Annotated in this window: 19 protein-coding genes; 7 read left to right on the top strand and 12 right to left on the bottom strand. The window is 69.4% G+C overall.

The features are described from left to right. Nucleotides 1-243: 243 nt before the first annotated feature. On the bottom strand, nt 244-1692 hold the full coding sequence (locus Q0L11_RS00100; protein ID WP_296594800.1) for an HWE histidine kinase domain-containing protein: 1449 nt from the start codon (nt 1690-1692) through the stop codon (nt 244-246). Between the two features lie 109 nt (nt 1693-1801). Here Q0L11_RS00100 and Q0L11_RS00105 point away from each other — a divergent pair, with 109 nt between their 5' ends. Next, nucleotides 1802-2176 carry an EthD domain-containing protein gene (locus Q0L11_RS00105; RefSeq protein ID WP_296594801.1) on the top strand — a complete coding sequence of 125 codons (375 nt, stop codon included), beginning with the start codon at nt 1802-1804 and terminating at the stop codon, nt 2174-2176. Between the two features lie 9 nt (nt 2177-2185). Here Q0L11_RS00105 and Q0L11_RS00110 read toward each other — a convergent pair whose 3' ends face one another. After that, nucleotides 2186-2605: a hypothetical protein gene (locus Q0L11_RS00110; protein ID WP_296594802.1), complete on the bottom strand. Its 420-nt coding sequence runs from the start codon at nt 2603-2605 to the stop codon at nt 2186-2188. Nucleotides 2606-2681: 76 nt separating this feature from the next. Then, nucleotides 2682-4352 carry a M20/M25/M40 family metallo-hydrolase gene (locus Q0L11_RS00115; RefSeq protein WP_296594803.1) on the bottom strand — a complete coding sequence of 557 codons (1671 nt, stop codon included), beginning with the start codon at nt 4350-4352 and terminating at the stop codon, nt 2682-2684. Between the two features lie 113 nt (nt 4353-4465). Between Q0L11_RS00115 and Q0L11_RS00120 the strand changes: the two genes are divergently transcribed. The 4 genes from Q0L11_RS00120 to Q0L11_RS00135 all read left to right on the top strand — a co-directional run bounded on the left by Q0L11_RS00120 (nt 4466) and on the right by Q0L11_RS00135 (nt 6795). Beyond that, nucleotides 4466-4729: a hypothetical protein gene (locus Q0L11_RS00120; RefSeq protein ID WP_296594804.1), complete on the top strand. Its 264-nt coding sequence runs from the start codon at nt 4466-4468 to the stop codon at nt 4727-4729. 144 nt (nt 4730-4873) lie between these two features. Beyond that, nucleotides 4874-5554, top strand: a complete 681-nt coding sequence (locus Q0L11_RS00125; protein WP_296594805.1) for a hypothetical protein — start codon at nt 4874-4876, stop codon at nt 5552-5554. A gap of 3 nt (nt 5555-5557) precedes the next feature. After that, entirely contained in the window at nt 5558-5959 is a 402-nt protein-coding gene (locus Q0L11_RS00130; protein ID WP_296594806.1) for a phage holin family protein, read from the top strand. Beyond that, nucleotides 5956-6795: a DUF3618 domain-containing protein gene (locus Q0L11_RS00135; protein ID WP_296594807.1), complete on the top strand. Its 840-nt coding sequence runs from the start codon at nt 5956-5958 to the stop codon at nt 6793-6795. The genes Q0L11_RS00130 and Q0L11_RS00135 overlap by 4 nt, the downstream gene beginning before the upstream one ends. A gap of 40 nt (nt 6796-6835) precedes the next feature. Here the strand turns inward: Q0L11_RS00135 and Q0L11_RS00140 are convergent, their stop codons facing one another. The 4 genes from Q0L11_RS00140 to Q0L11_RS00155 form a co-directional block, all read right to left on the bottom strand. Continuing rightward, nucleotides 6836-7945: a hypothetical protein gene (locus Q0L11_RS00140; protein WP_296594808.1), complete on the bottom strand. Its 1110-nt coding sequence runs from the start codon at nt 7943-7945 to the stop codon at nt 6836-6838. A 187-nt stretch (nt 7946-8132) separates the two neighbouring features. Continuing rightward, entirely contained in the window at nt 8133-8759 is a 627-nt protein-coding gene (locus tag Q0L11_RS00145; protein ID WP_296594809.1) for a DUF4142 domain-containing protein, read from the bottom strand. 38 nt (nt 8760-8797) lie between these two features. Beyond that, nucleotides 8798-9766, bottom strand: coding sequence for an aspartyl protease family protein (locus tag Q0L11_RS00150; RefSeq protein ID WP_296594810.1), 969 nt, complete (start codon nt 9764-9766; stop codon nt 8798-8800). Further along, on the bottom strand, nt 9763-10827 hold the full coding sequence (locus Q0L11_RS00155; RefSeq protein ID WP_296594811.1) for a beta-N-acetylglucosaminidase domain-containing protein: 1065 nt from the start codon (nt 10825-10827) through the stop codon (nt 9763-9765). The genes Q0L11_RS00150 and Q0L11_RS00155 overlap by 4 nt, the downstream gene beginning before the upstream one ends. Nucleotides 10828-10907: 80 nt before the next feature. Between Q0L11_RS00155 and Q0L11_RS00160 the strand changes: the two genes are divergently transcribed. Further along, on the top strand, nt 10908-12062 hold the full coding sequence (locus tag Q0L11_RS00160; RefSeq protein ID WP_296594812.1) for a saccharopine dehydrogenase NADP-binding domain-containing protein: 1155 nt from the start codon (nt 10908-10910) through the stop codon (nt 12060-12062). A 4-nt stretch (nt 12063-12066) separates the two neighbouring features. Here the strand turns inward: Q0L11_RS00160 and Q0L11_RS00165 are convergent, their stop codons facing one another. The 4 genes from Q0L11_RS00165 to radC form a co-directional block, all read right to left on the bottom strand. Then, the gene (locus tag Q0L11_RS00165) at nt 12067-12852 is read right to left on the bottom strand and encodes a 3-hydroxybutyrate dehydrogenase (protein WP_296594813.1); all 786 of its coding nucleotides are present in this window, start codon (nt 12850-12852) and stop codon (nt 12067-12069) included. A gap of 42 nt (nt 12853-12894) precedes the next feature. Then, complete coding sequence (locus Q0L11_RS00170; protein ID WP_296594814.1) at nt 12895-14034, bottom strand: patatin-like phospholipase family protein; 1140 nt, start codon at nt 14032-14034, stop codon at nt 12895-12897. 128 nt (nt 14035-14162) lie between these two features. Next, nucleotides 14163-14555 carry an endonuclease domain-containing protein gene (locus tag Q0L11_RS00175; protein ID WP_296594815.1) on the bottom strand — a complete coding sequence of 131 codons (393 nt, stop codon included), beginning with the start codon at nt 14553-14555 and terminating at the stop codon, nt 14163-14165. A 79-nt stretch (nt 14556-14634) separates the two neighbouring features. Next, nucleotides 14635-15381: a DNA repair protein RadC gene (radC, locus tag Q0L11_RS00180; RefSeq protein WP_296594816.1), complete on the bottom strand. Its 747-nt coding sequence runs from the start codon at nt 15379-15381 to the stop codon at nt 14635-14637. A gap of 126 nt (nt 15382-15507) precedes the next feature. Here radC and Q0L11_RS00185 point away from each other — a divergent pair, with 126 nt between their 5' ends. Continuing rightward, entirely contained in the window at nt 15508-15759 is a 252-nt protein-coding gene (locus Q0L11_RS00185) for a hypothetical protein (RefSeq protein WP_296594817.1), read from the top strand. A gap of 70 nt (nt 15760-15829) precedes the next feature. Here the strand turns inward: Q0L11_RS00185 and Q0L11_RS00190 are convergent, their stop codons facing one another. After that, on the bottom strand, nt 15830-19411 hold the full coding sequence (locus Q0L11_RS00190; RefSeq protein ID WP_296594818.1) for a M1 family aminopeptidase: 3582 nt from the start codon (nt 19409-19411) through the stop codon (nt 15830-15832). Between the last annotated feature and the right edge of the window lie 12 nt (nt 19412-19423).

Genomic DNA, 19423 nt, shown 5'->3' on the forward strand with positions numbered 1-19423 from the left:
CTCGGTGAGACGGGACCAGCGGATGGCATAGCGGACACGCATCGGCGCCTTTCGGGCTGGGGGGCTCGCCACCCGGATCTCCGCACTCAGGGGGAGGTTGGGGTCGCGGAAGAGGCGGAAGACGGCTGGGGCGGCCGCCGGGCCCTCCGGGTGGCGAGGTCTCGTGAATCCAGTTGTTGTATGTTTAGTAATTACTGGATTCTGCGCCGTCAACCCTTCGATCTCTGCCGCAGCAACACGCGCTCAGCCGAAGTGGACGACCGGGACAGGTTCGAGCGGCGTTGTGATCCGGCAGACGACGCCGTCGGCGGCGAATTCCAGTTCGGCCGAGCCGTTGAGTTCGCCGCGGACGCCCTGGGTGAGCAGGCGGGAGCCGAAGCCTCGTCGGCTAGGCGTGACGACCGGCGGGCCGTCGATCTCCCGCCAGGTCAGGCCCAGGATCGGGGTGGGTCGGGTCTCGTCGATGTCCCACCTCAGCTCGACGCGTCCGTCGGTGTTGGACAGCGCCCCATACTTCGACGCATTCGTGGCGAGCTCGTGCAGGGCCATGCTGAGGGCGAGCGCCGTCCGCGCGTCGAGCCGGGCGTCGGGGCCGCCCCGGGCCACACGGCGCTCGTCGAAGGGCGCCAGGGCGACGTCGACGATGTTGCGCAGGCCCGCGCCGGCCCAGTTCTCGCGCGTCAGGACGTCGTGCGCGCCGGCCAGGGCGATCAGGCGGCCGGTGAAGATGTCGGCGATCTCGTCGGCCGGGCGGCCCGAGCCGAGGGTCTGGCGGGCGATCGACTGGACCGAGGCCAAGGTGTTCTTCACCCGATGGTTCAGTTCGTTGATGAGCAGGGTGCGCCGTTCCTCGGCCCGCTTGCGCTCGTCGATGTCGAGGGCGGCGCTCAGGGTCTTGGTGACCCGGCCGTCGGCGTTGCGGTCGAAGGCGACGGCGCGGTCGAGCACCCACCGCCATCCGCCCTCCCGGCGCGCGATCCGCACCTCGAACTCCTCCACGTCGCCGTCGGGGGCGAGGGTGAGCTTCTTCAGGCGCTCGGCGACCCTCGGGAAGTCCTCGGGATGGATGAGCTGGCGGATCAGCCTGCCGCCGCCCACGACCAGCTCGTCGGCCGCGTAGCCGTAGACACGCTCGGTCCGCCCCGCGACCCAGACCGCGGCGCCGGCCTCGAAGTCGAAGATGTAGTTGGCGGTGGGGGAGACGGCGTTGATGTGGCGCAGGCGCGCTTCGTTCTCGCGCACAGAGCGGTCGAGCGCCTGGCTTTCGGTGACGTCGTAGAGGGTCACGACGGCGCCGTTGATCGGTGTCTCGCCCCCGCCACGGGGCACGATGTGGACGCGAATATCGCGCTGCTCGCCCCCCACATCGCGTACGGTCAGATCCGACTCCGACGCCTGTCCGGAAAAAGCGGCGACGAGCAGGGGCTCCAGGACGGCGAGAAGTTCCGGTGCGATCGACTCGGAGCGCGGTACGCCGATCGCCGGAGCCTTGCGCGTCAGCCAGCGTTGCGAGCTGGGATTCGCGTAGTCCATCCGTCCGTCGATGTTGAAGGAGATGACGCCCCAGGGTGCGTTGTCGGTGGTGCGATAGAGCGTGGCCCGGTCGATGGGCGGCTTGGCGGCCAACTGGGCCTCCAGCTCCGCCACGCGCGCCGCCAGGCGAGCGTTCTCCCTCTCGAGCTCCTCGGACATGGTCCGCGCCCCCGGCCTCCAGCCAACGCTCCCCGTGCGTCGAGACCCTAGCGTGGGGTCATCGTTCTGGCGAGCGGCGTTCGCCTGCTATGGTTTCAGGAAAGGGCATATGACCATGATCAAGTTGACGTTCTGTCTCGTGCGGCTGCCGTCGTTCACGCGCGAGAGCTTCCAGGCCTACTGGCGCGGCACGCATGCGCCGCTGGTGGCGAGCGTCGCGCAGACGCTCGGAATCCGGCGCTATGTGCAGAGCCATAGCTTGGCGTCCGCGGCCAGCGAGGGACTGCGGGCGAGCCGCGATGCGCCGGCGGAGTACGACGGCGTCGCTGAACTGTGGTTCGACAGTCTTGAAGCCGTGATCGAAAACGGCCGGCGGCCCGAAGCCCAGGCCGCCGGTGCGTTGCTGCTCGAAGACGAGAAGCGGTTCATCGACCTGCCACGCTCGCCCCTATGGTGGGGCGAGGAGCATGTGGTCGTAGGTTAGGTCGCCGGACTAGCAGGCGTAGCGGCGCTCGATGGTCACGCGACGGCCGATGTAGGGATCCCAGACCCGGTCGCGGCTGATGCAGGTGCGGTAGGGGCGATCGTTGTAGGCGTAGGGGCGGCCGTAGTAGCCGTCGCGGTAGCCACCGTCCCGATAATAGCCATCGCGGTAGTAGCCGCCGCGGTAGCTGTCGTAGCGGGGATCGTACGAATAGCCGCTGTAGTAGCCGCGGCTGTTGTTCTTGCTGGACAGCGCCGCGCCCAGCGCGAGGCCCGCGACGCCGCCCAGGACGGCGGCCGCGACGGCGTCGTCGTTGTCCTTGTGGTGGCGGTAGTGGCGATAGCGCTGGGCCTCGGCCGGGGCGGCGGTCGCCAGCACGGCGCCCGCGGCGGTCACGGCGGCGAGGGCGGTGGTCAGGAACTTACGCATTGAGGCCTCCATTCGGGTCGATTCAACGCCTCGGGGGCTGAACCGTGCCTGAACGGAGGCTTCAGGTTTGCGGGGACTACTTGCGCTGGCTCTTGGTCTTCGCGCGGATCGGCTTGAACTCGGACGTGGCGTTCCAGTCCGGCCAGCGAGTGGAGTTGGCGAGGTCGCGCCCGGCCTCGTAGGCCAGGGCCACGTCGTCGGCGGCGCCCTGGTAGTTCTGGTCGGCCGACCAGACGTCGCAGGTCTGGTGGTAGCAGCGGGCGGTGTAGTCCTCGACCCACTTCTCGCCGGCCGCGCGGCCGCCCTGGATCAGGTCGGCGCCGCCGCTCATGCCCATGAAGAGGACGGTGGGCACGCCGCGCTTGGCGACCGAGAAGTGGTCGGCGCGGTAGAAGAGGGCGCGCTCCGGCTTTGGATCGGGCGTGATGGTGCGGCCGTGCTTTGCCGCCACCTGGGCGAGGTGGGCCTCCAGCTCGTTCTGGCCCGAGCCCACCAGCACCACGTCCCTGGCGGGACCGGCCGGCTGCAGGACGTCGAAGGTGTAGTTGGCGGCCATCCTGGCGAGGTCGGCCTCGTGCCGCTGGGCGTAGTATTCGCTGCCCAGCAAGCCGCGCTCCTCGCCGGTCCAGGCGGCGAAAATCACGGTGCGGGCGGGCGCCGGGCCGGCCTTGAAGGCGCGGGCGGTCTCGATCACCCCGGCCACGCCGACGGCGTCGTCGATGGCGCCCGGGCGGATCACCTTGCCCGTCGGATCGGCCGGATCGACGCCATAAGCGTCCCAGTGCGCGGCGTAGAGGATGCTTTCGCCCGGTCGCTTCGCGCCGGGGATCTTGGCCAGGACATTCTGGCTCTTCAGACGCGTGAAGCGGTTCTGGTAGTCGGCCGAGAACGTGGCGCCCTTCAGCTCCACGGGCTGGAACGCGGCGGTCTTCGCTCGGGCCTTCTCCGCCTCGAAGTCGAGGCCAGCGTCCTTGAAGAGCTGGACGGTCAGGTCGCGCTGGATCCAGCCCTGCAGCAGGAGCTTGTCCTTGGCGGGATCCGGGCGGACGACATCGTAGCTCTCGCCGTTCGAGGCGACGACCGTGTTCCAGCCGTAGGCCGCGCCGGCCGTCTCGTGAACGATCAGCATGCCCAGCGCGCCGCGCCGGACCGCCTCTTCGTACTTGTAGACCCAGCGGGCGTAGAAGGTGGCCGCCTTGCCGCCGAACTTGCCGGAGACCGCGTCGGTGGACGCCGCTTCGAAGTCGGGGTCGTTGATGAGGACCAGGGCGATCTTGCCCTTGAGGTCGACGCCCTTGAAGTCGTCCCAGCCGCGCTCGGGGGCAGTGACGCCGTAGCCGATGAAGACGAGCGGCGCGGCCGTGATCTCGACGTGCTCGACCGGCCGCTGGGTCTCGATGCGCAGGTCGGTCTGTTCGTGCAGCGCCTTCGACTGGCCGGCGGCGGTGAGCGTGTAGGTCCCGCCCGGCTGGGTCTGGTAGCGGTAGAGCGGGACGTCCTGCGTCCAGCCGCCGTCGTCGCCGGCGGGCGTGAGGCCGAGCGCCTTGAACTGGCTGACGATGAACTCGATCGTCTTGCGCTCGCCCGGGCCGCCGGGGCCGCGCCCGAAGTAGGCGGGCGAGGCCAGTTCGCGCGTCATGTCGGAGAGCCGCTGGGCGGAGATGTCCTGGGCCTGGGCGACGCCGGGAAGGGCCGAGAGGGCGAGAAGCGAAAGGGTGGGGGCTAGGCCGGTAAAGGGACGCGTCATACATGACGGTATAGAGTGGATTTCCAGCCTCCGCCCAAGGTTTGACACGAAGGGCGGGTGACAAGGACGACACGCGGCGCCTAAGACGCTGCGGAAGTATTAGGGTGCGACGGATGGGTGTGTTCGACGATTCCACGCGCAAGCTGGCCGAGGGCGACCTCTGGAGCCGGCACGTGAAGCCCGAGCGGCTGGCCGGCCACTATGCGGTCTACGAAGGCTATGACGACGACGGCCTCGGCCGTCTGCGAACGCTTTCGCGCCGGACGCGCGCGCAACTGGCCGCCGCGCTGGACCGCGAGGCGATCACCGCCGGGGTTCTTGGCCTAGCTGTGGGCGTCGCCATCGGCGCGGCTATCGTCTGGCGCCGCCGCCGCTAACGACCACAATGTCGGGCGCCCGACGTTCCTATTGAAAAGCTGAACTTTTACGCCGTCGGCACGCCACCGAACGGCCGCTCCTGCGTTTAGGCCCCCGATTGGGCGGTCCGGGCGGATCGCCGCTGCCTGCACGCGGAGAGAACCATGAGCGACCTCGACACCGGCGCTGCCGGGACCCCCAGCCGGAAGACCCAGGCCAAGGAACTGGTGGGCCAGGCGGGGCAGGCGCTGAAGGCCGAGGCGCAGTCCTTCGCCAGCGTCGCGCAGGACCGGGTCCGGGCCGAGGCGCAGAAGGGCGCGCAGGCCGGCGCCAAGACGCTGGGCGACTTCGCCAATGCGGTGCGCCGTGCGGGCGACGAACTTGCCGGCGCCGACCAGAGCCCGGCCTCGCGCCTCGTCCAGCAGGCCGCCGACGGCCTGGAGAGCCTTTCGCGCAACCTTGCCGACAAGGAGCCGGGCGACCTGCTGAACGCCGTGCGTGGCTTCGGGCGTCGCAATCCGGCGGCGTTCATCGGCGGCGCGGTGTTGGTGGGACTGGCCCTGGGCCGCTTCGCCCGCGCCAGCGAGCCGGACGACACGACGGGGCTCGGCGAGCCGATGAGCTTCGCGCCCGCCCAGGATGACACGCCGCCGACGTTCGGGACCGAAGCCGGGGGCATCGAGGCGCCGATCGCGGCCAACCTGGGCGCGTTGGAGGCGACTCCCAGCAGCGCCTCGCCGGTAGGCCTGGAGGACGAGGGCGTGTCCGGGACCGGCGAGACCGACGCGACGGGCGGCCTCACCGACGCGCCCCCCGCCGACTCGCCCCACGCCGGGGGCCGCTGAGCCATGGACGGGGCGCAGTCACCAAGGGAGGCCCGCAGCCTCACCGACCTCATCGGACAACTCGGGGGAGATCTCGCCGACCTGGTCCGCAAGGAGGTGGAACTGGCCCGCGCCGAGTTCGCCGAGAAACTGAACGCGGCCGGCAAGGCCGTCGGCGACATCGCGGCCGGCGGGCTGCTGCTGATAGCGGCGCTCCTGGTGCTTCTTCAGGCGCTGGTGCTCGCGCTGTCGAAGTTGATGGACCCCATCTGGGCGGCGCTCATCGTCGGCCTGGGCGTCGCGGCCGTGGGCTACCTGCTGGTGCGGGCCGGCATGAAGGCGATCTCGCTGGACGGCCTGAAGCCCGACCGGTCGAGCCGACAACTGCGCAAGAACGCCGAACTCATGAAGGGAAAGCCGAGATGACCAAGAGCTCTGCGGAACTTGAGCGCGAAGTGGAAGAGACCCGCGGGCGGATCGATCGGACGGTCGAGGCGCTCAAGGACAGGATGCAACCCCAGGAAATGTTCGACGAGGCGACGAGGATGATGGGCGGCGCGAGCAACAAGGTTCTGACGACGGCAGTGGAGCAACTCCGCGAGAATCCGATCCCGATCGCCCTGATCGGGCTGGGCGTGGCGTGGCTGGCGATCGGCCAGACGCGTCGCAACGGGGGAGGCGCCTACGCCGGCGGCGGCTACTACCCGACCTACGAAGGCTACGACGAGGAGGAGACGCTGCGGGCCAAGGTGAAGGCCAAGGCCGAGGCGGCGAAGACCAAGCTGGCGGATACCGCCGAGAAGGCCAAGGCCAAGCTCGCCGATGCTCAGCACCAGGCGGCCGACGGCGTCAGCGGCCTGCGCGGCAAGGCCGGCGAATATGCTCATGTGGCGCAGGAGAAGGCTGGCGAATACGGGCGAGCGGCCCGGCAGCGCTTCGACGACACCCTCGACAGCGAGCCGCTAGTGATCGGCGCAATCGGCCTGGCGGTGGGCGCGGCGATCGGTGCGGCGCTCCCCTCTACGCCGGTGGAGCGGCGCTACTTCGGGCCGGCGCGCTCGAAGGTGGCCGACAAGGCCAAGGCCTCGCTGGAAGACGTCAAGGACGTGGCCCAGCGCGCTTATGGCCAAGTGAAGGACGAACTGCACCGCCAGACCGGGCCGGAGGGCGAGGGCGCCAGCCTGCGGGACAAGGCCTCGGCAATCGCCGAAGCCGGCGCCAAGACCGTCAAGGACGAGCTAGAAGGCCGCCCGGCGCACTGAGCTCAATAACGTGAGCCGAGGCCCCCAGGCCTGCGTCCGCTCAGGGCGCGGGCTTGGCGGCTTCCTCGCCCTCTTCTTTGATCTCGCCGCGGTTGCCTTCCATCTCGCGGCCCGCCTTCTCCTCAGCGCGCGCGCCGGCGAGGATGCCGGGGAGGGCGTAGTTGCCCTCGTGGCAGGCGTATTCGTAGATCGGCCCCTTGGTGGTGTTGAACGCCACCTCGCCCTTGATGGGGGCTGTATAGGTCGCCGGGTCGTCCAGTTCGAACTGGTAGAGGATCTGCTGCGGTGAGATCCGCGTGAACCGCTCCACCACATGCAAGCCGGCCGCCGAGCCGCCGCCGCGCAGGGTCTGTTCCGGCCGCATGTTGATCGTGTCGACGACCAGGGTCTCGCCCTCCCAGTGGCCGACACTGTCGCCCATCCATCTCCGGACGCCGGACCTGTCGTGCTCGGCGTTCAGGCGGATCAGGCGCGTGTCGTGCACCATTTCGACCTGGATCATCACCGTGTCGCCGGTCTGCATGATCGCGTAGTTGTTGTTGTAGAGGCTGGGCAGCATCGGCGGGCCCGCGGACGAGCCGAACGACATAATGCAGCGCTCACCCAGCGGCCGGCGCTCGGGGCCGTCGAAGTTGCCGACGCGGGCGTTGCCGGCCCGGGCCCGGATCGCCTTCATCGCCTCCGCCGTAAGCGGCGGCATGCGCCCGTTCTTCGGCTCGACGATCACCGACGCGCGCGGTTCGCCGTTCATGCGGATGATCTTGGTCCCGGGGTCGACCCAGAAGTTGTTGTAGCCGCAGTCGACGCCCTTGAAGCCGCGGCCGCACTCGTATGGCAGGTCGGTGACTTTGAGGCTCGGGTCGGTGGGCTTGGCGCCCTCGGCGTTGAGCTGGGCGTTCGCGCCTTCGAGAGCTGCCGCCTCCTGCGGCGTGAGGACCAGACGGTCGCCCAGCTTCGGGTCGCGTTCGAAGGGCGTGATGGTGGCGTTGGTCCAGGCACCGGAGAGGTCGGGCTGGCCCCAGTGGTTGCGCGGAGCCTTGTAGCCCTTGGCGATGGCCGCCGCGCTGGTCTGGGCCTGGACGGCGACCGGCAGGGCCGCGAAGGCGGTGAGCGCCGTGCAGGCGAGCGCAGCCGCGAGGGTGCGGGTCATCGTCGTTTCCTCCAGCAAACCGGTTCTTCGAACTCTGGCTGCCGAGGATAGGCGCCAAATCGCGGCCGCGTCGACCTCTGCGAGACCGGCTGTCCTTCTTCGTGAAAGCGCGGAGACGAGGGCTGCGCCGAAAAGCAGAACGCCCGCCACCGAGGGCGGGCGTTCCTTCACGCTTCAGGCCGAGCTGCTACTTCTTGGCCGGAGCAGCCGCGGGCGCCGACTGCAGTTGCTTCACGTGGTCGAGGTGGGCCTGCACCTTGGGCGCGGCCTTGGCGGCGGCGGCCTTCAGGCCCGCGTCGTCGCCCTTGTCGGCGTAGCCCTGCATGAGGGTGAGCGCCTCATTGTGCGCGGCTTCCTGCTGCGCGAGGTAGGTCTTGTCGAAGTCGGCCGGCGCGGCGGCGTTGAGGTTGTCGATCATCCCCTTGCGGCGCTCGTCGAGACCGGTGGGGGCCGTCTTGCCGGCGGCCGTGATCAGCGGCTTCATCTCGTTGGACAGGGCCGTGTGGTCGGTGACCATCATCTTGCCGAAGTCCTTCACGCCCTGGGACTGACCCTTCTTCTGAGCGATCTGGCCGGCCTGGATCTCGTACATGTCGCTGATGGCCGCGTTGGTGACGAAGTCCTCGGTGGACATCTGGCCCATCGTGGCCGCCGAGGTGGCGCCGACGGCGGCCGAGGTGGCATCCTGCGCCGCGTTGACGGCGGAGTTCGTCGTGCCCGGATCGGCCGAGTTGGCGACCTCGTCCTTCTTCTGGCAGGCGGCCATCGAAAGGGCGGCGACGGCGGCCGCGGCGAACATAGAGGCGCGTTTCATGGGGCTCTCCCTGAGGCTGTGGGCGGCCTAACGGCCTGTCAGCGGGAGAGTTCCGACATGGGCACAATGATAAGGCCCGACCGCGTGAGGAAGAGCCGATCCCCGCCGAGGTCGAGGGCGATGCGGTAACGGTGGAAGAGGCCGGCGCCGAGCAGGCCGGACGGGGCGGGCGCGTTTGCCGCCGGCGCGTAGACTTGGACCTCGGCATCGCGCAGCGTCAGGCCGCCCACCTGGACCGAGCTGGCGCGGACGATGCGGTTGAGGCTGAGGCCGCCCAGGCTGACGGAATGGGCGGAGTCGACCCGCCGGCCGGGCGATAGCAGGCCCGCCTCCCGCGCGGCAGTCTGGGACAGGGCGAGGAGGCCGCTCGCGCCGGTGTCGACCAGCACGTCCAGCGGCGGAGCGCCTTCCACCTGCACCGGGACCATGGGCGCGCCGCCCTTGCGCTTGAGCGGAATGTGCAGGGCGTCGCGCGAGGGGCGGAAGGCCTCGCGGGCGAGGAAGCGGGCGCGAGCGCGGGGGAAGTCCGCCTCGAGCACCACCTGGCGCAGCACGTCGCGGCCGATCAGAAGCTGGAAGTCGCGCCCCGCGGCGGAGGAGATGGCCGAGAGGCCAAGGGCGGCGGCCCTCAGGCCCTGGACGGCAAGGCCGGGCAGGGCCAGGTCGAGGCGGACCGTATGGGTAAGGCTGGGCCGACCGCTGACGCCGTAAGCGAGGATCGGGGCGGCGACCGTGCGCGGCAGTTCGAGCCGCTGGGCCAGGTCGCGGTCGATGGCGGAGAACTGCGCACCCGAATCCACCACCGCCCGGATCGCAACACCGTTCACCGACGCGGCGACGTCGATCAGGCCTCCATGCTCGGGCAGGGGCAGCCATGGGGTCTGACGGCCGTCGGCGAACCGGGGCTCGACCGGAGGCCAGGGCAGGCGGTCGCGAACCATGAAGAGCGCCCCGCCGGCCGTCGCCAGCAGGCCCAGACGCACCAGCAGCGCACGGCGGGTTGTCACTGGGTCTGGAGCTCCTCGCCGGTGGCGAAGAGGCCGTCCAGCCAAGCGAGGATCTCGCGGGCCCCCGGATGGTCGAAGGCTTCGAAGCGGGTGCGCAGGCGCGCCTTCTGCTCGTTGCTGAGGCCGTCGCGGCCGGTGTCTTCGAGCAGGAGCAGGGTGCGCTCGACCCCGTCGGCGAGATCGGGGCCCAGGACGGTCCGGGCCGCGCGGCGGAAGGCGGCGAGGTACTGGTAGGCCTCCCCGTCGCGATAGCTTTCCGCGAGGCTGAGCGCCGGGATGCGCGAGAGTACGGCCTGCGAGGCGGTGTTGATGCCGTGCGCGGCGATGTGCGGGGCTATGGAGGCCGGGCGGCCGGTGAAGGCGCGAAGGTGCAGGTGGCGGCTCATGCGCGGGCCGTCGTTGACCGGGTAGTTGTCCCAGAGGAACGGTTTGCGGCGCATCTGTTCGGCCACGCGGGCCAGGTGTCCGGGCGAGAACTCGCGCGCGCAGACCTCCTCGCCGGTCCACATCAGCTCGATCTTCGGGTCCAGGCCCGCGCCCAGGTCTTCGAGGTAGTTTGCGGGGCGCTGGCCGAAGACGCGGTCCAGCACAGGATCGTCGGTGTAGTAGCTGGGGCAGGCGATCAGGCGGCTGGCCGAGGTGCGCCCGGCGATCCAGTGGACGATCTCCACCTGGCGTTCGGCGAGCTCGGGCAGGTCGCCCTTCATGTCGTCGAAGAACACGCCGAGGTCGTCGAGGCCCAGGGAGTCCAACTGCGCCAGCTTGGCCGCGAGCGCGTCCCTGGCCGGCGCGTCGAAGCCCAGGAAGAGCTCGTAGGGCGAAAGGCCGACGCCGAACCGCACGCCCGCGTCGCGGCAGCTCTGGGCGAAGCCGGCCAAGGCCTGGAGGTCGGCGTCGGAATAGGGCTCGCGCCAGCGGCGGCGCAGGTGGCCGTCGGCCTTGGGCGCATAGAGGTAGAAGCCATAGCCGGCGGGGGCCAAGGCGCGGACCATGTCGGCCCGCTCGTCCCAGGAATAGGGGCGGCCGAAGAAGCCCTCGATGATGCCGAGCTCGGGTGTCATGGTCTCCTGATAAACCCGGTGGGTTGCGATAACGATGTAAATTCGTAAAGGTCCGCCGCAACGAAATCGAGGACGCCCAGATGAACCCCAACGCCGAGTTCGACATCATCGTCTATGGCGCCACCGGCTACACCGGCCGGCTGGTGGCCGAGCACCTGGCCAAGACCTATGGCGTCGGCGGCGCGGTGAAGTGGGCCATGGCCGGGCGGTCGGCGGACAAGCTGGCCGCGGTGCGCGACGAGATCGGCGCGCCGAGGGACACCCCGCTGGTGGTGGCCGACGCGAGCGACCCGGCGCAGCTCAAGGCGATGGTGGGGCGCGCGAAGGCGATCATCACGACGGTCGGGCCCTACCAGCTCTACGGCTCGGACCTGGTCGCGGCCTGCGCGGCGGCGGGGACCGACTACCTGGACCTGTGCGGCGAGCCGAACTGGATGCGGCAGATGATCGACGCGCACGACGCGGCGGCCAAGGCGTCGGGCGCGCGCATCCTGTTCTCCTGCGGCTTCGATTCGATCCCGTTCGAGCTGGGGGTGTACTTCAATCAGGAGACCGCCAAGGCGAAGCTGGGCGGGCCGGTCCCGCGGGTGAAGGGCCGGGTGCGCGACATGCGCGGCGGCCTGTCGGGCGGCACGGCGGCCAGCGGCGCGGCCACCATGGCGGCGATCCAGAAGGACCCATCGATCCTGGCGATCATGATGAGCCCGTTCGGCCTGACCCCGGGCTTCGAGGGCCCCGCCCAGCCGACCGGTCAGGTGGCGGAGGAAGACCCCGACGTCGGGCCCGTGGCGCCGTTCATGATGGCGGTGATCAACACCAAGAACGTCCACCGCTCGAACGCCCTGATGGGCCACGCCTATGGCAAGGACTTCGTCTACGACGAGATGGTGATGGGCGCGCCGGGCTCGGGCGGGCCGGGCTTCACCGACCTCGGCAGCCTGCCGGGCGGCGGGCCGAAGCCGGGCGAGGGGCCGACCAAGGAAGAGCGCGAGAACGGCTACTACGACGTCCTATTCGTGGGGATCGCCGCCGACGGGCGGAAGGTGCGCACCTCTGTGAAGGGCGACAAGGATCCCGGCTACGGCTCGACGTCGAAGATGCTGGCCGAGACGGCGATCGCGCTGGTAAACGCGCCGGACGTGAAGGGCGGGATCTGGACGCCGGGCGCGGCGCTGCAGGGCCGGCTGGTCGACCGGCTGCAGGGCCACGCAGGGCTGACGTTCACGGTGGAGTAGGCGGCTACTCCGCCGTCCAGCCGCCGTCGATGGAGAGGTTGGCGCCGGTGATCTGGCTGGCGGCGTCCGAGCAGAGATAGACCGCCAGCGAGGCCACCTGGTCGACGGTGACGAACTGCTTGGTCGGCTGGGCCTCCAGCAGAACGTCGCTGATCACTTGCTCCTTGGTCAGCCCGCGGGCCGCCATGGTGTCCGGGATCTGCTTCTCGACCAGGGGCGTCCAGACGTAGCCCGGGCTGATGCAGTTCACGGTGACGCCGTGGGTGGCGACTTCCAGCGCGGCGGTCTTGGTCAGGCCGGCGATCCCGTGCTTGGCGGCCACATAGGCCGACTTGAAGGGCGAGGCGACCAGGCTGTGGGCCGAGGCGGTGGAGATGATCCGGCCCCACTTGCGGGCCTTCATGCCGGGGATCGCCGCCCGCATCCCATGGAACGCTGACGAGAGGTTGATGGCCAGGATCTGGTTCCACTTCTCGACGGGGAACTCGTCGATCGGCGAGACGTGCTGGATGCCGGCGTTGTTGACCAGGATATCGACCGAGCCGAACGCCTTCTCGGCCTTGGCGATCATCGCGGCGATGGCGTCGCCGTCGGTCATGTCGGCGCCGTCGTAGGCGGCCTTGACCCCGAAGTCGGCCTCGATCTTCGCCCGTTCGGCCTCGATGGCGGCGGCGTCGCCGAAGCCATTGATGACCACGTTCGCACCCTGCTCGGCGAGGGCCCGTGCGATGGCCAGGCCGATGCCGCTGGTCGAGCCGGTGACGACGGCGGTCTTGCCTTTCAGGGACATGGGGGAAGCTCCGGTGATGCTATTGTGCAGTGCACCATCGCCTCATGGCGGATTTACGTCGATCCGTCCATCTCCGGTCAGGTCGTAGGTGGTCACGCCGGGCTTCATCGGCAGGGTCAGCCATTCGCGGTGGCGCAGCGTGCGGCGCACGTCGGAGAGGCCCGCCTTCCAGTGCTCCTCCATGGTGACGCGGGAGAACTCGTAGTCCTTGGAGTTCCCCTCGTAGAGCTTGGCCCGGTAGATGAGCTGGACGATGGCGATCGAGCTCTCCTCGGCGAACTGGCGCAGGACCTGTAGATCTTCCCCGCCGTCGAAGTCGGCCGGCAGGCGCGCGATCACCGCCTGCAGGGCGGCGCGGGCGTCCTGCAGCCGCTTGTAGACGTCGGTGTTGAGACGCGTGCGGCTGGAGAAGCGGATGTCCTTTTCGCGCTCGGCCGCTTCCAGCAGGGTTTTGGGGAGATCGCCGCGGGCGCTGAACAGGTCCACCTGGAAGATCAGCAGGTTGCGCTCGCCCGCCTCGTCCAGGACGTATTGCAGCGGCGTGTTCGAGACGATGCCGCCGTCCCAGTAGGTCTCGCCGTCGATTTCCACCGGCGGGAAGCCCGGCGGCAGGGCGCCGGAGGCCATGATGTGCTCGGGGCGGATGGTCTGCTTGGTGTTGTCGAAATAGGCGAAGTTGCCGGTGCGCACGTTCACGGCGCCGACGCTGAAGCGTATCTCACCGGAGTTCAGGCGCTCGAAGTCGACCAGTTCCTCCAGCGTCCTTCGCAGCGGGGCGGTGTCGTAGAGGCTGATGGCCTGGGGCGCGCCCGGCGGATAGAGGAAGGCGGGCGGCACGCGTGGCGTGAAGAAGCCGGGCACGCCGAATGCGGCGATCCAGCCGGCGGCCAGCTCGTTCCACCAGGCCCGGAGCTGGTCGTTGGAGGGCGCGTGGGCGACCGGCGCGGCCGAGGACGCCAGGTCCCAGAAGGCGCGGAGCTTCTGCTGGCGAAGTCCGGGCGGGTTGCCGGCGATGATGGCGGCGTTGATCGCCCCGATGGAGATGCCCGCCACCCAGCCGGGCCGCAGGTCGGCCTCGGCCAAGCCCTGGGCCACCCCAGCCTGGTAGGACCCCAGCGCACCGCCGCCCTGCAGCACCAGCACCCGGTCGCAGGCGGCGGCGGTGATCGGCGTCGAGGTCATCGGCGGCGCTCCTGCTTTTGGGGAAGGGTCAACCCAAGGGGAGGCTCTGCGCAAGTGTGGGGTCGGGAGAAGGGGCCAGCTTGTGACGATGAAACGGGGCGCGTGGAGGATTGGAAAACCTCCCCCGTTCACGGGGGAGGGGGACCCGAAGGGTGGAGGGGGCGGTGGGCTCGCGCGCGCGCTTCAGCAATTAAGCCATCGGCGATGAATTGAGCATCGGTGATGACTTCCGACGCTGAGAGCCGCATCGTATCAATGCCGTGACGCCTCAGATACGCATCCCGTCGCGCGTCGCGCAGGGGGTGATTGCCCAGGCTGTGAACCTCGCTGTCCACCTCGATGCACAGGGCCGCGCTGGGGCAGAAGAAGTCCAGGACGTAGGGGCCGAAAGGATGCTGTCGCCGGAACACCGGCTTTCCGTCTCCCCGGCCGCGCAGGCAGCGCCACAGCATCACCTCCGGCAGTGACATGTGCTTCCGAAGCCGCCGTGCGCGGATGGTGATGTTGCCGTCGGCTCTCATGGTGTATCGCCGCCCCCTCCACCACTTCGTGGTCCCCCTCCCCCATAAATGGGGGAGGTTTCGTCGCCCTCCTGCCGCCTCACATCAGGCCGAGGGCCTTGAAGCTGGCCGTGCCGTCGCGGCCGACGACGAGGTGGTCGTGGACGGCGATGCGCATGGGGCGGGCGGCCTCGACGATCTGGCGGGTCATGTCGACGTCGGCGGACGAGGGCGTCGGATCGCCCGAGGGGTGGTTGTGCACGAGGATGACGGCGCTGGACGACAGTTCGAGGGCGCGGCGGACGACCTCGCGGGGATAGACCGGCGCGTGGTCGACGGTGCCGCGGTTCATCACCTCGTCGGCGATCAACTGGTTCTTCTTGTCGAGGAAAAGGACGCGGAACTGCTCGCGCGCCTCGTGCGCCATAGCGGTCTTCACATAGGCGAGCAGGGCGTTCCAGGAAGAGATCACCGGGCGGCGGGCGACCTGTTCCTTCGCGACGCGCAGGCTGGCCTCGTGCAGCAGCTTGAGGTCCAGGGCCACCGCCTCGCCGACGCCGGCCACAGTCCTCAGCTCGTCGGTCGTGGCGCCCAGCACGCCGCCCAGCGATCCGAAGCGGGCGAGGAGCTGCTTGGCCAACGGCTTGACGTCGCCGCGCGGGACCGAGCGGAACAGGAAGAGCTCCAGCACCTCGTAATCGGGCAGGGGGGGAAGACCGCCGGCCGCGGCGCGCTCGCGCAGGCGCTCGCGATGGCCGGCGTAGTGCGGCTTGGGCGCCGGGGCCGGCTTGGCGCGCCACAGGTCGGGCTGGGCGGAGACGTCTTCGACGGCAAAGGATCGGGCCATGAGATGGCAATGTTCATTAATTGTTCCGATCTGGCAAGGCCAAGCTATGGCGCCCCCAATCGGGGGAGGGCAGGTCGCGGCCCGGAAGGCACGATCGGGGTCAGGGTGAGGAGCGGGGCTGTTCCGATGAAACTGGGCACCATCATCGGCGTGCTGGGCGCGGCGGCGGCCGTGGCCGCGATCATGATCTCGGCGCCGGCCCGCGCGGCCGACCGTGAGCCGCCGCGCGCCGCCATCGTCGTCGAGGCGCCCGCCGCGCAGCCGGCGGCCCCGCGTCCCGCCCGTCCCGAACCGTCCGCTTGGCTACTGACGCTGGCTGGGTTGATGGGCCTGGGCGTCGTGCTGCGCGCCGGCCACGAGGGCATGACCGCGACCTGACACCCGCACCCCCTGTCGCGGTCCGGGGCCCGGCGTCCCCAGGCGCCGGGCCCCTTCTTTTTCCCGCCGATCAGTCGGTGACGCCGATGGCGTTGTCGTCGGAGTTGCGGTCGATCTGCTTGTTGTAGGGGTCGACGCCGGCGAACCTTGGCGGCTTGTCGACCGTGAGGGTCACGGTCTGGGGCCCGGACCTCAGCGCCACGGTGCGGAAGGCCAGGACGTTGCGGCGGCCGAAGCCGGGCTTGCCGGGTTCGGCGTCGAATACCCCCACGTCGAAGATCTCGCCGGCGGGGATCGCGACCGGCGTCTCCTTCCCGTTCCCGGCCGCGTAGGCCTTCTTGGCGTCGATGGTCAGGGTGACGTCGTAGCGGCCGTCGGCGCGCTTCTTCACGGTCGCCCGCCGGGTCGACAGGTCGTACAGCGTGATCTTCTCGAAGAGGTCGGTGATCAACTGCTGGGTCGCGGGATCGGCCCCGGCCTCGGCGCGCAGGGCGTCGACGAGGTCCTGCGAGCGCGGGTATGGGGCGCCTTTGAAGGCGTATTGCGCGAGGAGCCGGCGCAGCGCGGCGTTGACCTTGGCCTCGCCCATCCGGTCGCGCAGCAGGTACATGACGAGCGAGCCCTTGCGGTAGTGGATGTAGGGCTGGTTCTCGACGCGGACGAGCGGCAGTTCCTCGACCAGCTCGCCGCCCCGCGAACGCAGGTAACGGTCCAGCTCGTACTTCAGGAACTTGCGAATGCCGTCCTGGCCGTAGGTCTTCTCCATGACGATCAGGGCCGAGTACTGCGCCAGGGTCTCGGACAGCGCCGTGGCGCCCTGCATGTCGGCGCCGATGATCTGGTGCGCCCACCACTGGTGGGCCAGCTCGTGGGCGGTGACGTAGGTGACGTAGTCGATCTTGTCGGGCTTGGTGTTGTCGGTAACGAAGCCGATGCCCTCGGAGTAGGGCATGGTGTTCGCGAAGGCCTGGGCGAACCGTTCGTAGTCGGGGAACTCGACGATCCGCGCCTGGTGGAACTGGTACGGGCTGAAATTGGCCTGGTAGTAGTCGAGGCCGGTCTTCAGCGACCCGATCATGCGGTCCACGTTCCAGGGGTGCTGGGGATCGTAATAGATCGCCAGTTCCACGCCTTTGTAGACGTCGCGCTTGATGGCGTAGCGGGCCGACTGCACCGAGAAGAAGTTCAACACCGGAGCGTCAGTGCGGAAGCGGATGGTGCGCCGGCCCTTCCGGGTGACGTCCGAGATGCGGTAACCGGGCGCGACCGGCGTCTGGTCGGCGTCGGTGGTGACGCTGATGTCGGCGTTCACCCAGTCGGCGTTGGCGAGGTAGTTGCGGGCCTGGGCCGAGCGGTCCTCGAGCTTGGGTGGACGCAGTTGCGGCGGCAGGCCGTACTTGCGCCGCTTGGCCCGGTCCTGGAGCAGGCGGGAGCGGTCCATGCCGATCACCGGGCCGAACTCGAAGTTGTTCACGAACGTGCCGTTCTCGACGATCCGCGTCATGTTGCCGGAGTTCTTGAAGCCCCACTGGCCCATGACCGTCTGGAACGAGAGCGCGGTGCGGTCGCCCGGCATCAGCGGGCGGTCGAAGGTGAAGATGCGGTAGTTGAAACGGTCGAAAGCGCGGACCTTCGAGGCGCCGTTCACCGACATCTGCAGGGCCTTGGTGTCGCGGTCGAGGCGGACGTGCAACTCGCGGATGGGCACGCCGCTGTCATTGATTAGGTGGAAGACGCCTTCGGTGACGAGCTTAGGTTCGCCGGGGTGCAGGTCGAGGTCGAGCTCGACGTCGGTGACCGACGGCTGTGGCAGCGTCTCGTACTTGAGGAAGCCCTTCTCAAGATCGGCCAGCCACTTCTCGTCGGCGATGCGGGTCCGGTATTCGTTCTCGACGTTGGTGTTCTGGAAGATGTGGACGCCCATCCCAACCCAGGCGGCCAGGGCGAGCGCGCCGATGACGCCGGCCGGGCTGGCGAGGCGTCGCGGCAGCCGGCGCAGGCGGGCGGCCAGGCGCATGTCGGTCCCACGCGGCCAGAGCGCGTAGCCCAGCACGACCAGGACCACCGCGAAGGCGGCCCAGTAGGCGCGGAACCAGCCGGCGATGGCGGCGTAGGCCCCTTCGCCGTTCATGTCGGACAGCGGCGTGCGGGGGTGGCCGCTGTAGAGGTAGAGGTTGTGCTCGAAACCCAGCCTCGGGAGCACCAGCGTGGCCACCAGCAGCAGGATGAGCACGCCCCAGCCGGCGAACTTGTTGGGGGACACCGCCTGGATGAAGACGGCCAGGATCGCCAGCAGCGACCAGTCGATGGCGCTGGGGACGATGTACCAGAAGAGGTAGTGCTGCGGCTGCAGGTCGAAGAAGCCCTGCGCCACCTGGACCGCCATGCCGGTGAGGGCCGCGACCGTGAGCATGGCCAACAGCACGAGGCAGATGGCGATGGCCTTGGGGACGAGGAACGCCCAGTCTGGCAGGGCGGTGGCGTCGATGATCTCCTGGGTGCGCCGCTCCCGCTCGCGCCAGACGAGGTCGCCGGCGTAGTAGATCGCCACGACCCAGACCAGGATCACGAAGCTGCCCTGCAGCACGCCGATCACCCAGCGGGTCACAGGATAGAGGGCGGCGCCCTGGAGTTCGGCGCCCAGAAGCAGGTTGCCCAGGGCGTTGAAGACGCCCAGCAGCAGCAGGACGATGAACGCCGGGCTCTTGAAGACCTGGACCACCTCGAACCGCGTGCGGACGACAAGCTGCGTGACGGCGGTGAAGGCGTTGAACTGCGGCCGTGGCAGGGGCCGGGGGGCTGGGCGCGACAGCGCCTCGGCGGGGGCGGCCACGTCCTCCCGCGGCCGGCGGGCGGGCCGGACCTCGAAGCGGAAGGCGAAGTAGGCGACGGCCAGCGCTGTGAGGCCGACCGGCATCCACAGCAGCCGGTTGACCAGCATTGGGCCGCCAAGCGAGGGGATCAGGGTGTTGGCGTCGGTGGCCGTGTAGTAGCGGGTCGCGAGCTGGAACGCCGCCGCGCCGAAGGGATCGACCAGCGATGCGAGCCTCAGCTTGTCGGGGTCGGCCAGAGCGACGCCGGCGACCAGGTTGGCCGCCAGGAAGGCGATAGCGCCGAGGTAGGCGCCCATCATCGAGCGGGTGACGGTGGCCAGGGCGAAGAACAGCGCCGAGACTAGGAAGATCGACGGCAGCGCGACCCATAGGTAGCCGTAGGCGTAGGCGCCCAGCATGGTGGGGCCCAGCTTCTCGGCGTCCACCCACCACATCTGCGAGCCGACCAGGATGCCCAGCGGCGAGACCAGGAACAGCAGCGCGATGGCGCCGAAGGCGCCGGTGAAGCGCCCGAAGAGGTAGTCGAACTTGTTGACCCGGGTGGCGGTGACGATCGGGCCCAGGCCGGTCTCGACGTCGCGGGTGATCGCGTTGGCGACGAAGGCCGTGGAGGCGAACATGAAGATCGTCGCCATGGTCGACAGCATCTGGGCGATGGCGACGGGCGAGTTGCGATGGATGTTGCCGGCCGCCCCGATGTTCAGATTGTCGGTGACCACCGCCACGAAGGGCATCAGGAAGAAGATGAACGCGCTGATCCAGAAGATCGGCTGGCGAAGCTGGTAGCGCAGCTCGAAGGCCGCGATCTGGCCGAACATGAGCGGGTCCTC

Source organism: Phenylobacterium sp. (assembly GCF_024508875.1).
Taxonomy (GTDB): domain Bacteria; phylum Pseudomonadota; class Alphaproteobacteria; order Caulobacterales; family Caulobacteraceae; genus Phenylobacterium.

Coding starts and splice junctions, on each gene's coding strand:
- Q0L11_RS00185 (WP_296594817.1), top strand. CDS start 15,508: ATGAAACTGGGCACCATCATCGGCGTGCTGGGCGCGGCGGCGGCCGTG.
- Q0L11_RS00115 (WP_296594803.1), bottom strand. CDS start 4,352: ATGACGCGTCCCTTTACCGGCCTAGCCCCCACCCTTTCGCTTCTCGCC.
- Q0L11_RS00190 (WP_296594818.1), bottom strand. CDS start 19,411: ATGTTCGGCCAGATCGCGGCCTTCGAGCTGCGCTACCAGCTTCGCCAG.
- Q0L11_RS00165 (WP_296594813.1), bottom strand. CDS start 12,852: ATGTCCCTGAAAGGCAAGACCGCCGTCGTCACCGGCTCGACCAGCGGC.
- Q0L11_RS00135 (WP_296594807.1), top strand. CDS start 5,956: ATGACCAAGAGCTCTGCGGAACTTGAGCGCGAAGTGGAAGAGACCCGC.
- Q0L11_RS00160 (WP_296594812.1), top strand. CDS start 10,908: ATGAACCCCAACGCCGAGTTCGACATCATCGTCTATGGCGCCACCGGC.
- Q0L11_RS00100 (WP_296594800.1), bottom strand. CDS start 1,692: ATGTCCGAGGAGCTCGAGAGGGAGAACGCTCGCCTGGCGGCGCGCGTG.
- Q0L11_RS00130 (WP_296594806.1), top strand. CDS start 5,558: ATGGACGGGGCGCAGTCACCAAGGGAGGCCCGCAGCCTCACCGACCTC.
- Q0L11_RS00145 (WP_296594809.1), bottom strand. CDS start 8,759: ATGAAACGCGCCTCTATGTTCGCCGCGGCCGCCGTCGCCGCCCTTTCG.
- Q0L11_RS00155 (WP_296594811.1), bottom strand. CDS start 10,827: ATGACACCCGAGCTCGGCATCATCGAGGGCTTCTTCGGCCGCCCCTAT.
- Q0L11_RS00175 (WP_296594815.1), bottom strand. CDS start 14,555: ATGAGAGCCGACGGCAACATCACCATCCGCGCACGGCGGCTTCGGAAG.
- radC (WP_296594816.1), bottom strand. CDS start 15,381: ATGGCCCGATCCTTTGCCGTCGAAGACGTCTCCGCCCAGCCCGACCTG.
- Q0L11_RS00170 (WP_296594814.1), bottom strand. CDS start 14,034: ATGACCTCGACGCCGATCACCGCCGCCGCCTGCGACCGGGTGCTGGTG.
- Q0L11_RS00105 (WP_296594801.1), top strand. CDS start 1,802: ATGACCATGATCAAGTTGACGTTCTGTCTCGTGCGGCTGCCGTCGTTC.
- Q0L11_RS00110 (WP_296594802.1), bottom strand. CDS start 2,605: ATGCGTAAGTTCCTGACCACCGCCCTCGCCGCCGTGACCGCCGCGGGC.
- Q0L11_RS00120 (WP_296594804.1), top strand. CDS start 4,466: ATGGGTGTGTTCGACGATTCCACGCGCAAGCTGGCCGAGGGCGACCTC.
- Q0L11_RS00140 (WP_296594808.1), bottom strand. CDS start 7,945: ATGACCCGCACCCTCGCGGCTGCGCTCGCCTGCACGGCGCTCACCGCC.
- Q0L11_RS00125 (WP_296594805.1), top strand. CDS start 4,874: ATGAGCGACCTCGACACCGGCGCTGCCGGGACCCCCAGCCGGAAGACC.